This is a genomic window from Nonomuraea sp. NPDC050451 (assembly GCF_044458585.1).
On record NZ_JBITHZ010000031.1, the window covers coordinates 24,052 to 36,603 of the forward strand.

Below are 12,552 nucleotides of genomic sequence, written 5' to 3' on the forward strand. Positions count from 1 at the left end.
GTCGGAGACCCGTCCGGTGCGTCGCCGACGCCGTCCGGTGCGGCCGGAGGTTCGTCGATCCCGTTCAATCCTGTGCCTTTCCGCCCGCGATCCGGCTGATCATCAACGCGATGAGGATGATCCCGCCATAGATCACCGGCTGCCAGAAGCCTGAGACGCCGATGAGCGTCAGGATGTTCTGCACCAGGCCGATCACCAGCACGCCGGTGAGCGCGCCCAGGATCGTGCCCTTGCCGCCGTCCATGCTCACGCCGCCGATGACCGCCGCCGCGAACACCATGAAGATCCACCCGACGCCCTGGTTGTTGCCGATCGCCCCGAGGCGGCCGGTCTCCAGGATCCCGGCGAGCGCCGCGAGCGTCCCGCCCAGAATGAACACCCCGTACAGCACCCGATCCACCCGGATGCCGGCGGCGCGGGCGGCGTCGGTGTTGCCGCCGATCGCGTAGAGCGCGCGGCCGAGCCGCAGGTAGCCCAGGCCGAAGATGCCCGCGGCGAACAGCACACCGGCGATCCAGATGGCCGCCGGCAGGCCGAGCCATATGGCGCTGCCCAGGTAGAGGATCGAGTCGGGGAGCTGGAACAGCGTCTTGCCCTCGGTCGGCCCCTGCAGGAGGCCGTGCACGATGATCAGCATGGCCAGCGTCACGATGAACGCCGACAGCTGGAACCTGATGATCAGGAAACCGTTGAACGCCCCGATGGCCGCGCCGATCAGCAGGGCCAGCGGGATCACCAGCGCGCCGGGCAGCCCGAGGCCGAACCCGCCCGCGGCCGCCGGGATCACCAGCATCACCGCGATGGCCGGCGCGGTGCCGACCGTCGACTCCAGCGACAGGTCGAACTTGCCGGCGATGAGGATCATCGCCTCCGCCAGCACGACGAGCGAGATCGCCGCCTGCTGCTGGAGCACGTTCGTGAGGTTGCCCGGGGTCAGGAAGGTCGGGTCGAGGAACGCGCCCACGACGAGCAGGATCACGATCACCGGCACCAGCGTCAGGTCACGGAACCTGGCCAGGCGCACCCGTGGGGCCGGCGCAGTCATAGTGGTCAATCTTCTATGCCCTCCATCACGGCCACGAGCTCGTGGTCCGTCCAGCCACGCGGCACGTCCTTGACGACCCTGCCGTGGAACATCACCAGCACCCTGTCGCAGATCCGCAGATCGTCGAGCTCGTCGGAGACCACGACGGCGCCCGCGCCCCGCTCGACCGCGTCCTCGACGGCGCCCAGCAGGGCCTGCTTGGCCTTGACGTCGACGCCGGCCGTCGGGTTGATCACGACCAGCACCGTCGGGTCGTCCACGAGGGCCCGCGCGAACACGACCTTCTGCGCGTTCCCTCCGGACAGGTCGCCGACCGGCTGATCGGGGCCTTCCGTCTTGATGTCAAGATCCTTGATCATCTCGTTGGCCTTGGCACGCATGCGGGTCGGCGACACGATCCCGTACCGGCCCAGCTTGCGGGCGACCGGGAACGTGGCGTTCTCCCCCACCGAGAGCAGCGGGACGAAGCCCTCGTGGTGGCGGTCCTCCGGCACGAACCCGAGGCCCGCCTGCATGGCGGCGGGCACGTCGCCCGGTTTGACCCGGGTGCCGTTGACCGTGACCGTGCCGGAGTCGGCCTTGCGGAGCCCGACGAGGGTCTCGGCCAGGCCGACCTTGCCGCTGCTCGCGGAGCCGGCCAGGCCGACGACCTCGCCCGATTTAACGGAAATATCGATATTTGCGTAGCGGCCACCGAGCGAGAGGCCCTCGCCCGACAGCACGACCCGGTCGCCGGGCGTGCGGGAGCGGGACTCGTACGCCGTCGTGGCCTCCCCCGTCATCGCGGCGACCAGCTCGTCGTGGGGGAGGTCGGCGACGGGCCTGGTCACGATGTGCCGCGCGTCGCGGAAGACCGTGACGCTCTGGCAGATCTCGTAGACCTCGTCGAGGTGGTGGGAGATGTACATCATCGTGACGCCCTGCTCGCGCAGCGAGCGCATGCGCGCGAACAGCCGCTCGATGGCCGGGCCGTCGAGCCGGGCGGTCGGCTCGTCGAGGATGATGAACCTCGCCCCGAACGACAGCGCCCGGGCGATCTCGACGAGCTGGCGCTGCTCGACGGTCAGGTCACCGGCCAGCGCCTGCGCGTCGACGTCCACCTCGTACGTGTCCAGCAGCTCGCGCGCCCTGGCCCGCAGCGCGCGCCAGTTGATCCTGGCGCCTTTGGCCGACTGGCGGTTGAGGAAGAGGTTCTCGGCGACCGTCAGCGCGGGGATGATCGTGGACTTCTGGTAGACGCAGGCGACGCGCTGCCGCCAGGCATCGCGGTCGGCGAGGGCGGGCGCCGCCTCTTCCGAGAACAGCACCTCGCCCTCATCGGCCGGCTGGAGCCCGGTGAGGATCGACACGAGGGTGGACTTGCCCGCGCCGTTCCTGCCGACGAGCGCATGGGTCTCGCCCTCGGCGATCGCGATCCCCGCGCCGTTCAGCGCGACGGTGGGGCCGAAACGCTTGACGATGTTTCGGGCTTCAACGTGATTTTTCATCACTTGATCTGATTACCCCAAAGGCTCTTGTCGTCCACGTTGTCCTTCGTCACGAGCGGCGCGGGGAGCTGGTCCTCCAGGCCGTTCGGGAGCTGGATGATGTTGCTGTCGTGGTCGGTCGGGCCGGCCTTGAACGTCTTGCCCTCCAGCGCGGCCTTGGCGTAGAACACCGCGTACCTGGCATACAGGTCGGCCGGCTGCGACACCGTGGCGTCGATGTCGCCCTTGCGGATCGCCTCGAGCTCCTCCGGGATGCCGTCGTTCGACACCACGAAGACGTGCTTGGGGTCGCTCGGCGGGACGAGCAGGCTCTTCTGCTTCAGCACCTGCAGCGTCGGCGCCAGGTGCACGCCGCCGGCGTGCATGTAGATGCCCTTGATGTCGGGATTCTGCTCCAGGCGGGTCTGCAGCATGGACGCGGCCTTGGTGCCCTCCCACTCCGTGGGCTCGCTGAACACGGTGATGCCGGGGAACTTGGACTTCATGCACTCCAGGAACGCTTCCGACCTGTCACGGCCGTTGACGGAGCTGAGCGCGCCCTGGAGCTGCACGACCTTGCCCTTGCCCCCCAGCTTCTCACCGAGGAACTCGCAGGCCTTGGTCCCGTACGCGCGGTTGTCGGCGCGTACGACCATGTAGACCTTTCCCTTGTCCGGACGGGTGTCGACGCTCACGACGGGGATCTTCTTGTTCTCCAGCTGCTGCAGCGTGTTGGCGATGGCACCGGTGTCCTGCGGGGCCATGATGATCGCCTTGGCGCCCTGACCGACCAGCGCCTGCACGTTGTTGACCAGCTTGGAGACGTCGTTCTGCGAGTTGGTGGCCGGCATGAGGTCCACCTTGTACTCGCCGGCCATCTGCGGGACGTACTTGATGTAGGAGTTCCAGAAGTTGGAGTCGGCCCGCGGGTGGTCGATGCCGACCTTTCCGCCGCCGCCCCCTTCTCCGGTTGTTGTCGTGCCCGAGCCACACGCGGTGACGACCGCCACGAGGGCCGCCGCCGCGACCGCCGATCCGAACTTCATGGGGGGTACCTTCCTTAGTTGGACGTCCTGAGCCGGAGCCCTTGCATGCCCCCGTCGACCGCGAGCGCGGTCCCGGTGGTGGCACCGGCTTCGGGACTGGCGAGATAGGCGATCGCCGCGGCGACCTCCTCCGCGCTGACCAGGCGGCCCATCGGCTGCCTGGCGTTCAGTGCGGCCCGCTCACCCTCGGGGTCGTCGGCCTGGTCGAGCAGCCTCGCGACCCACGGGGTGTCCGCGGTGCCGGGGTTGACGCAGTTGACGCGAATGCCCTCACGGATGTGGTCCGCGGCCATCGCGAGGGTCAGCGAGAGCACCGCGCCCTTGGTCGCGCTGTAGAGCGCGCGCTGCGGCAGGCCCGCGGTGGCCGCGATCGAGCACGTGTTGACGATCGAGGCGTGCTCGGACTGCCTGAGGTACGGCAGCGCCGCCCGTGCGACCCGGACCATGCCGAGCACGTTGACGTCGAACACTTTCTGCCACTCGCTGTCCGGGTTGTCCTCGATGGTGCCCTGGGCGCCGATGCCCGCGTTGTTGACGAGCACGTCGATGCCGCCCAGCCGGTCGGCGGCCTCCGCCACCGCCGCCCGTACCTCCGCGTCGTTCGTGACATCGACCTTGATCCCGATGAACGGCTCGCCGGGCGGGTTGATGTCGAAGCAGGCGACCTCCATGCCGCGCTTGGCGAGCAGGGTGGCCACGGCCAGCCCGATGCCGGAGCCGCCTCCGGTCACGATCGCTTTCAGGCTCACGCGTCCCTCCAGACCTCGCCGCCGGGGAATGTATGGGCGGCGATCGACACTGCATGCATCTCCGCGCTGAAGCCGGGCGCGGACGGTGCGACGTAACGACCGTTGCGGATGACCACGGGGTCCACGAAGTGCTCGTGGAGGTGGTCGACGTACTCGATCACGCGGTTGTCCATGGAGCCGGTGATCGCGACGTAGTCGAACATCGACAGGTGCTGCACCAGCTCGCACAGCCCGACGCCGCCCGCGTGGGGACACACCGGCACGCCGAACTTGGCCGCGAGCAGCAGGATCGCCAGGTTCTCGTTGACGCCGCCGACTCTGGCCGAGTCGATCTGCAGGTAGGAGATGGCGTCGGCCTGCAGGAGCTGCTTGAACACGATGCGGTTCTGGACATGCTCGCCGGTGGCCACGGGGATGGGGTCGATGCCCCTGGCGATGGCGGCGTGGCCGAGCACGTCGTCGGGGCTGGTCGGCTCCTCGACCCAGTGGGGGTGGAACTCGCCCAGCGCGTTGATCCACTCGATGGCCGATCCGACGTCCCAGCGCTGGTTGGCGTCGATGGCGATCGGGAAGTCGGGGCCGCAGACCTCGCGGGCGACCCTGAACCTGCGCCGGTCGTCCTCGAGGTCGGCGCCGACCTTGAGCTTGATCTGCTTGAAGCCCTGCTCCAGGGCCTCCTTGCAGAGCCTGCGCAGCTTGTCGTCGCCGTACCCGAGCCATCCTGGGGAGGTGGTGTAGGCGGGGTAGCCGACCTCGACGAGCCGGCTGATCCGCTCCTCCTTGCCCGCCTCCTGGCTCCGCAGGATCTGGAGGGCCTCTTGCGGCGTCAGCGCGTCGCTCAGGTAGCGGAAGTCGATGAGGTCGACGATCTCTTCTGGGGACATCTCGGACAGCAACCGCCACAACGGCTTGCCCGCCCGCTTGGCCTTGAGGTCCCACAGGGCGTTGACCACGGCGGAGATCGCCATGTGCATGACGCCCTTCTCCGGCCCCAGCCAGCGCAGCTGCGAGTCGTTGACCATGTCCTTGTAGAGCGCGCCGAGGTCCTCGACGTCCTTGCCGATCACGTACGGCTCGAGCGCGCTGATGGCCGTGGTCTGGATGTCGTTGCCTCGCCCGATCGTGAAGGCGAACCCGTGCCCCTCGAACCCGTCATCGGTCGTGAGCACCACATAAGCCGCGGAGTAGTCGGGATCCGGATTCATCGCGTCCGAGCCGTCGAGCTCGCGCGAGGTCGGGAACCGCACGTCGTGCGTCTCCATCCCGACGATCCGGTACGCGCCAGGAGTCGTCATGCCTGCCCCACCGTCTGGCGCTGCCGCCCGAGCCCTTCGATCTCCAGCTCCATCACGTCACCTTCACGCAGGTACGGCTGCCCCGGCATGCCCATCGCCACGCCGGCCGGCGTACCCGTATTGATCACGTCACCCGGCTCCAGGACCATGAACTGGCTCAGGTAGCGCACGATCTCGGCCACATCGAAGATCATGTTTTTGGTGTCGCCGTCCTGGCGCAGCTCACCGTTCACCCAGAGGCGCAGCGGCAGGCTCTGCGGGTCGCCCACCTCGTCCGCCGTCACCAGCCACGGGCCGAGCGGGTTGAACGTCTCGCACGACTTGCCCTTGTCCCACTGCCCACCGCGTTCGAGCTGGAACTCGCGTTCGGAGACGTCGTTGGAGATCGCGTACCCGGCGATCACGCCGAGCGCCTCCTCCCGGCTGCCCAGGTAGCGGGCCTCCTGGCCGATCACGACGGCCAACTCCACCTCCCAGTCGGTCTTCACACTCCCCCTGGGCACGAGCACCTCGTCGTACGGGCCGACCATGGTGTTCGCGGCCTTCATGAACACGACCGGCTCGGCCGGCACATCCTGCCCGGACTCGGCGGCGTGGTCGCTGTAGTTCAGGCCGATGCAAACGATCTTTCCTGGACGAGCGATCGGTGCGCCGATCCGCAGCCCTTCGGCGTCGACGACGGGCAGGGCACCGCGCTCGAGCGTGTCCCGGACGCGCGCCACTCCCCCGGAAGCGAGGAAAGCCCCGTCGATCTCGGGCTCTCCGATGTCGCGCAGGTCACCGGCGTCATCCATGACCACCGGACGTTCCTGGCCGACAGGTCCTACTCGCAGCAGCTTCACACCGCATCCTTCACATATACATCGGATGTCTCGATTCACGATGCTCGTGCGATCGGGCAGAGTGTGTCAAGGGCGACAAGACGGATACATCCGATCCGTGACCTCGAAAGACACCCCCTAGGGATGGCCAACGCCTGTGAAGCGACTTTACCGCTCCGATGGCTGCATTCACATACACGAATTAACGCCCCCAAATACATCGGAGGTAAACCCACCCCCAAGCCCACCCCTCCTTCTCACCACGTCCACCGCTGACCGCAAGCATCCGCCCCCGCCAACGCCCCCCACGACCAGCAACCAAGCAAGGGCCTCGCCCCCCACCACAACTCAGCCCGAGGTCCTGCCGGGGCAACTCAGAGCGAGCCCCTGACGGGACGACACGACCGGAGACCCGGACGGGGCAATGCAGAACGAGCCCCTGACGGGCGGCGCAAAGCGAAATCCTGGCCGGGACGGCGCAGCGCGAGACCCTGACGGGGTGACGCAGGGCGAGACCCTGACGGGGCGGCACGAGCGGAGACCCGGACGGAGCGACGCAGGGCGAGACCCTGGCCGGGACGGCGCCGGAGCGAGAGCCTGACGGGGTAACGCAGGGCGAGACCCTAACGGGGCGGCACGAGCGGAGACCCGGACAGAGCGACGCAGCGCGAGACCCTGGCAGGAGGCCATGCCTTGACGGGGGGACACGAGGCGATGCCCCAACGGGACGGCGCGGGGCCGAGTAGGCGGGACCACACCCAACACGCAGGCCGCCCGTACCGAGTGTGCGGGCTGCCCCCCATCGGGCACGGAGGGACCGTCTCACGCAGACACACCGACCGTCTCCGGCACACAGGCCTGCCGCACCCAGCCGAATTAGCCACACGGTCGACCTATCGGGCACACGAGCCGACTTAGCTGGCACGCAGGCCGGCAGCGTCGCGCAGGCGCATGACCCGTTCGGCACGCACACCGGCCACACCCAGCACGCAGCTAGCCGTATCAGGCACGCAGGCCGACCGTGTGGCACACGCCAGGCCAGCCATATCGGGCGGCGAGCCGACCATATCGAGCACACGGGGAGGCCGTGTCGCGCGCTAAAACCAGCCGAGGCTCGTACACGGGTGGCCGAGGGCTCACACACAGACGGGCAATAACTCACACGCAGACGGTCGATGACTCACACTCAGACGGTCGATGACTCGCGCAGAGACCGGCGGCGACTCAAGCGTTCCCCGCCACCTAGTCAGGCCGTCGTCGTCAGACACCGCAGGGACCTGGTGCAAGCCGCATCGCCCGACGAATGCCCGACGTCGGTGGACTCCTTGTGGAGCCATTTCGCCACTACATTGCCCCTTGACGGTCGTACAGGGACGTAATAGAACACGTTTCAAGTAGCATGTAACCAAGCGCTTGATCAAGAGGGTGAATCTGGTGCACATCAACCTCGTCGACAGGGACATTTACGCAACCACCGGACCACCACACGAGCAGCTCGCCTGGCTCCGCGCGAACTCGCCCGTCCACTGGCACGAGGGCGAGCCCGGATTCTGGGCCGTCACCCGATACGAGGACGTTGTCCATGTATCGCGGCACTCCGACCGGTTCTCCTCGTACAAGAAGCTCGCCCTGTTCGAAGAGCTGACCCAGGAACAGATCGATCTCCAGCGCCACATGATGCTCAACCAGGACCCGCCCGAGCACACGAGACGGCGTTCCCTGGTCAACCGCGGCTTCACTCCGCGCACGATCGGTGCCCTCGAAGACCACATCCGCGACATCTGCGACGACCTCTTAGACAAGTGCACCGGCGAGATCGACTTCGTCACCGAAGTCGCCGCGCCTCTTCCCCTGTACGTGATCTGCGAATTGCTCGGCGCGCCCGTGGCCGACCGCGACAAGCTCTTCACCTGGTCCAACCGGATGATCGGCAGCCAGGATCCGGACTACTCGGAAACTCCCGAGGTGGGCTCGGCCGCCGCCATGGAGGTCTACGCCTACGCCAACGAACTCGCGACACGGCGCAAGGGCACCCCGAAGAACGACATCGTCACCAAGCTCCTCCAGCCCAACGAGCACGGCGAGACGCTCGACCAGGACGAGTTCAACCTGTTCATCCTCCTCTTGGCGGTCGCCGGCAACGAGACGACCCGCAACGCGGCCTCCGGCGGCATGCTCACCCTCTTCGAGCACCCGGACCAGTGGGCCCGCCTGGTCGCCGACCCCACCCTCGCCAAGACCGCAGCCGACGAAATCGTGCGCTGGGTCTCCCCGGTCAACCTCTTCCGCCGCACCTCCACCACCGACCAGGTGCTGGGCGGGCAGGAGATCAAGGCCGACGACAAGGTCGTGGTCTTCTACGCCGCCGCCAACCGCGACCCCTCGGTCTTCTCCGACCCCGAGGTCTTCGACATCACCCGTGACCCGAACCCGCACATCGGCTTCGGTGGCGGCGGCGCCCACTTCTGCCTGGGCAACCACCTGGCCAAGCTCGAACTCCGGGTCCTCTTCGAACAACTGGCCCGCCGACGCCCCAAGCTTCGCCAGACAGGGCCTCCGCGCCGGCTTCGCTCGAACTTCATCAACGGCATCAAGGAACTTCCTGTCGCGGTCGGCTGACCCCTGGCGGCAGCCAACCGCAGGCAATCCGCTCCACCCTTGTCACTACTCACCACAACGGCTTATTGCCGGTCATCCCGGCTCAGCCGACGTTCCGCGGCGAACGCCCGACCAGGGCTCCGGCATGACATACGGCCGACGCCACAACGTGACGCTTGGCGTGACGCCCAGCCGACACTGCGGCGTGACGCCTGGTCGACCCTGCGGCGTGACACCCGGCCGACACTGCGGCGTGACACCCGGCCGACACTGCAGCGTGACGCCCGGCTGACGTTTGGGCACGGCGCCCGGCCATCAACCCGGCGCGGGGCGCCTGGGCAACGTACGAGACGGGCGACCAACCGGCATCCGGCGTGGTGGGTTGGAGTGGTGGTGGGTGATTAATCGGAAGCGGGAGCGGCGGCGGGCGGCTCGGATGCGGCGGAGGATGTGGTTGGTGCGCTCCGGGCCGGGCTGCCAGCCGCATTCGATCAGGGCGTTGGCCACGTGATGGAGGAGGTCGGCGATCTGGCCGGGGATGACGTCTCGGCGGACGGCGATCACACGCCAGCCGCGGCGGCGAAGCTCCTCGCGGCGGTCCGCGTCGCGTTGCTGGTCGGCTGGTGAGGTGTGATGCTCCTGGCCGTCGTACTCGACTGCGACCTTGAACTCCTCCCAGCCCAGGTCGAGGTACGCGAATCGGTCGTCGTCCAGTTCGACCCGGATCTGGGTGGTGGGTCTGGGGAGGCCGCCTTCCACGAGGATGACCCGGAGCCAGCTCTCCCTGGGTGAGGCTGCGCCTCTGTCGGCGAGGCCGAGGGTGTCGCGTAGGCGCCAGGAGTTGAGCGGGCGGTGCCATAGAGCTTCGAGATCGATGCCCCGGCGTGCGAACTGGTCGAGGATCGCCACCGCCTCCATGCGGGGCAGCCAGCGGGCGCAGTCGAGGGCTGTGCGTTCCATGGTGGTGAGGCGGACTCCCTTGTGCATGGTGATGTCTTCGGGTGGGAGCGGTGCCGGGTAGGTGACGCAGCCTGGGAGAGCCAGGTGGCCTGGGGCGGTCAGTTCTATGGGCCAGTCGGCTTCTGGGGTGTACAGGACGTTCAGGCCCCAGAGGTGGGCGGCGGTCTGGCGGCAGACGACGGCCTGGGGGATCGCTCGGGTGATGCGGGCGGTCCGTTCGGCGAGCGATGGTGGGGTGGGTGGCGTCTGCGTCTTTGGGAGCGCGCGATCGGTCTTTTCCTGGGTTGGAGGTGGCTCTGTTGGGGGTGCTGCCTCGGGTGTCGGTGCTTCTCTTTTGGGGGCTACAGCTCCGGGAGGGAGTGCCGCGGGTGCTGGAGGGCCGCTGGGCGTGGAGAGAGGGGTGGGGTGGTGTCGGCGGTGCATGGCGCCCAGGGTGCTATGGCGGGGCTCGGTGGCGGGTGGCCGAATGGGGTTCTGTGGATGGGGTGAGGTTATCCACAGGGTCCGGGACGGCCATCAGCGCCGTGGGATGGCACCCGGTGCCGCCATCCCCGCGGTGGTAGGCGCCGCTGCGGTGCGGCAGGCGCCCGCGCGGTTCGGCAGGCGCCGCCGGGCCGAGGGTGCCCGACGCCCGATCACGGGGTCGGGTCCAAGGAGTGCCCGGTTCGGTCAAGCAATGCCGGACCAGGAGCACCCGGCCGAGGTACTCGGTAACGAGGTGCCCGGTAACGAGGTGCCCCGCAGGGAGATGCCCGGCGGGGAGGTGCCCGGGCAGGGCGTGCCCCGGCACGAGGTGCCCGGACCTGGAGGCGCCGATCCAGGAGGTGCCGGCCAGAGGTGGCCCGTTACGGGTGTCCGGCCAGGAGGAGTCGGGCTGGGAAGAGCCGGGCCGGGGAAGGGCCAGGCGCGGGGAAGGGCTGGGCCGGGGAAGGGCCGGCGGGGGATGAGACGGACGCGGGAAGGGCCAGGCGCGGGAACAGACGGGCGGGGAAGAGCCGGACGGCCAGGGAAGAGCCGGGACCGCCGGGGAAGGGCCGATGTAGTGCGGCAGGGTTGAGGGGAGGGGGTGGGGTGTTGCGGGAGCGCGTGGCGCTGTGTCGGCGAGGGCTGGGGCTGTGGAGAGCGGGAGTGCCAGTGGCCTGGGAGTTGTGGTGGAGGGGGGCGGGGGTGTTGCCGGAGCGCGTGGCGCTGTGTCGGTGAGGGCTGGGCTGTGGAGAGCGGGAGTGGCGGTGGCCTGGGAGTTGTGGTGGAGGTGGGGTCAGGGGTGTAGGGAGAGGCCCTTCAGGACCTTGTCCACGCCGTTCTTCCCCCCATGAACCGCCACCCCCACCAGCGCCAGTTCGCCGGCCTCCACCGCCCGCACAGCCGCCCGGTTGTCCGCGTCGTGCCCCGTCTTGAACATCTCCTCGATGTAGACGGCCACATCCATCCCCCGCCCCACCGCCTTCTCCCGGACGCCCCGGAGCCCCTCCAAGTCGGCCGTGTAGACGAGTACGGGCTGGCGCAGCATCGGCAGGTACGAATTGCCGGACCCGTCCTCGTACGGCTCCCCCATGAGCCCCGGCACCCCGCCCGCCACCGCGCTGGACAGGAAGGCGGTGACGTTGAGCTTCTGCCATGCGGCCAGATCCGCGCGGACCACGATGCCGATCTTGGTGTCGAAACGCATGGCCACAAGTCTCCACGTCCCGCCCTCACCTGTCTTGAACGCTGGTGCGGAAGCGTCAGCTCATGAAGACCGGCTGCCAGTCCGGCACCTCGTGGTAGCGCCGCAGCTCCGCGATGCCCGACAGGATCCCGCCCCACGCCGCGTACGGCGGACGCGCCGTGTCGAACCCGCTCTGCACCAGCGTCAGCCGCGTCTGCCCGCCGGAGCCCTCCAGCTCCCACGTGCCGACTCCCGGGGCGCCCCAGTCCAGGGAGAACTTGCTGCCGGGCTCGAGCTCCAGCACCTTGGCCGGGTTGGGGTCGTTGGCCAGGCCGCCCATCGCGAAGCGCCCGCCCACGTACGGCTCGATCTCGATCGGGAACCCGAACCACCGCGTCACCGCCTCCGAGTCGATCAGCGACTCGAACACCTTCTCCGGCGAGGCGTCGATGGTGACCTGGGCACGCAGGTCCACGGAGCAGAAGTCGATCTTGGGTGTGAGCTCGCGCCCTTCGAGGTGCTCGGCCAGGTTGGCGATGGACAGGCACCAGTACGTCTCCAGCACGCCCCGGATGCTCTTGCCCGTGATCACATCCTGGAAGTCGAAGTGCGTCTGCGACAACGTCAGGATCGTCGCGTCCCCGTCCTCCTCCAGCCTTAACTCGGTGGTCGTCTCCTCGCCGTCCAGCATCCACGCGAAGCGCACCGTGCGCTCGTCCGCGTGCAGCAGCCGCTGGTGCGGCGCGTCCCCCTCAGGCGTGGTACGCCCCCAGAACCCGAACCGGTCGGGCAGCTCCACCTCGGCCTGCTCGGCCAGCCAGATCCGCAGCGCGGCCGGGTCGGTGAGCGCGTGGCGCACGTCCTTGACGGGCGCGTGGATGCGGGCACGAAGCGTCATGGGCTCGGTCATCGTCATCTTCTCCT

10 protein-coding genes are annotated in these 12,552 nt (G+C 68.5%); 1 reads left to right on the plus strand and 9 read right to left on the minus strand.

Going from position 1 to position 12,552, the window contains the following annotated elements; all coding sequences use genetic code 11:
- Window positions 1-64: 64 nt before the first annotated feature.
- Genes ACIBI9_RS50825 through ACIBI9_RS50850 form a run of 6 tightly spaced genes read right to left on the minus strand, consistent with a single transcriptional unit; the run spans window position 65 to window position 6,443 of the window.
- Window positions 65-1,045 carry an ABC transporter permease gene (locus ACIBI9_RS50825; RefSeq protein ID WP_397234329.1) on the minus strand — a complete coding sequence of 327 codons (981 nt, stop codon included), beginning with the start codon at window positions 1,043-1,045 and terminating at the stop codon, window positions 65-67.
- Between the two features lie 5 nt (window positions 1,046-1,050).
- Window positions 1,051-2,532 (minus strand): sugar ABC transporter ATP-binding protein, encoded by a 1,482-nt coding sequence (locus ACIBI9_RS50830; protein ID WP_397234331.1) that lies wholly within the window; start codon window positions 2,530-2,532, stop codon window positions 1,051-1,053.
- On the minus strand, window positions 2,532-3,557 hold the full coding sequence (locus ACIBI9_RS50835) for a sugar ABC transporter substrate-binding protein (protein WP_397234333.1): 1,026 nt from the start codon (window positions 3,555-3,557) through the stop codon (window positions 2,532-2,534). The genes ACIBI9_RS50830 and ACIBI9_RS50835 overlap by 1 nt, the downstream gene beginning before the upstream one ends.
- Window positions 3,558-3,571: 14 nt before the next feature.
- A complete protein-coding gene (locus ACIBI9_RS50840; RefSeq protein ID WP_397234335.1) occupies window positions 3,572-4,306 on the minus strand; it encodes an SDR family NAD(P)-dependent oxidoreductase in 735 nt (244 codons plus the stop codon).
- Window positions 4,303-5,601 carry an L-fuconate dehydratase gene (locus ACIBI9_RS50845; RefSeq protein ID WP_397234337.1) on the minus strand — a complete coding sequence of 433 codons (1,299 nt, stop codon included), beginning with the start codon at window positions 5,599-5,601 and terminating at the stop codon, window positions 4,303-4,305. The genes ACIBI9_RS50840 and ACIBI9_RS50845 overlap by 4 nt, the downstream gene beginning before the upstream one ends.
- The gene (locus ACIBI9_RS50850) at window positions 5,598-6,443 is read right to left on the minus strand and encodes a fumarylacetoacetate hydrolase family protein (RefSeq protein ID WP_397234339.1); all 846 of its coding nucleotides are present in this window, start codon (window positions 6,441-6,443) and stop codon (window positions 5,598-5,600) included. The genes ACIBI9_RS50845 and ACIBI9_RS50850 overlap by 4 nt, the downstream gene beginning before the upstream one ends.
- 1,404 nt (window positions 6,444-7,847) lie before the next feature.
- Between ACIBI9_RS50850 and ACIBI9_RS50855 the strand changes: the two genes are divergently transcribed.
- The gene (locus tag ACIBI9_RS50855) at window positions 7,848-9,041 is read left to right on the plus strand and encodes a cytochrome P450 (protein WP_397234341.1); all 1,194 of its coding nucleotides are present in this window, start codon (window positions 7,848-7,850) and stop codon (window positions 9,039-9,041) included.
- A 294-nt stretch (window positions 9,042-9,335) separates the two neighbouring features.
- On the opposite strand, the gene ACIBI9_RS50860 is transcribed toward ACIBI9_RS50855, so the two are convergent.
- From ACIBI9_RS50860 to ACIBI9_RS50870, 3 genes are all read right to left on the minus strand, one after another.
- On the minus strand, window positions 9,336-9,980 hold the full coding sequence (locus ACIBI9_RS50860; protein ID WP_397234343.1) for a DUF559 domain-containing protein: 645 nt from the start codon (window positions 9,978-9,980) through the stop codon (window positions 9,336-9,338).
- Between the two features lie 1,258 nt (window positions 9,981-11,238).
- Window positions 11,239-11,649, minus strand: a complete 411-nt coding sequence (locus tag ACIBI9_RS50865; protein WP_397234345.1) for a DUF2000 family protein — start codon at window positions 11,647-11,649, stop codon at window positions 11,239-11,241.
- Window positions 11,650-11,704: 55 nt separating this feature from the next.
- Entirely contained in the window at window positions 11,705-12,538 is an 834-nt protein-coding gene (locus ACIBI9_RS50870) for an SRPBCC domain-containing protein (protein ID WP_397234347.1), read from the minus strand.
- Window positions 12,539-12,552 lie beyond the last annotated feature (14 nt).

Coding starts and splice junctions, on each gene's coding strand:
- ACIBI9_RS50870 (WP_397234347.1), bottom strand. CDS start 12,538: ATGACCGAGCCCATGACGCTTCGTGCCCGCATCCACGCGCCCGTCAAG.
- ACIBI9_RS50860 (WP_397234343.1), bottom strand. CDS start 9,980: ATGGAACGCACAGCCCTCGACTGCGCCCGCTGGCTGCCCCGCATGGAG.
- ACIBI9_RS50865 (WP_397234345.1), bottom strand. CDS start 11,649: ATGCGTTTCGACACCAAGATCGGCATCGTGGTCCGCGCGGATCTGGCC.
- ACIBI9_RS50830 (WP_397234331.1), bottom strand. CDS start 2,532: ATGAAAAATCACGTTGAAGCCCGAAACATCGTCAAGCGTTTCGGCCCC.
- ACIBI9_RS50835 (WP_397234333.1), bottom strand. CDS start 3,557: ATGAAGTTCGGATCGGCGGTCGCGGCGGCGGCCCTCGTGGCGGTCGTC.
- ACIBI9_RS50845 (WP_397234337.1), bottom strand. CDS start 5,601: ATGACGACTCCTGGCGCGTACCGGATCGTCGGGATGGAGACGCACGAC.
- ACIBI9_RS50825 (WP_397234329.1), bottom strand. CDS start 1,045: ATGACTGCGCCGGCCCCACGGGTGCGCCTGGCCAGGTTCCGTGACCTG.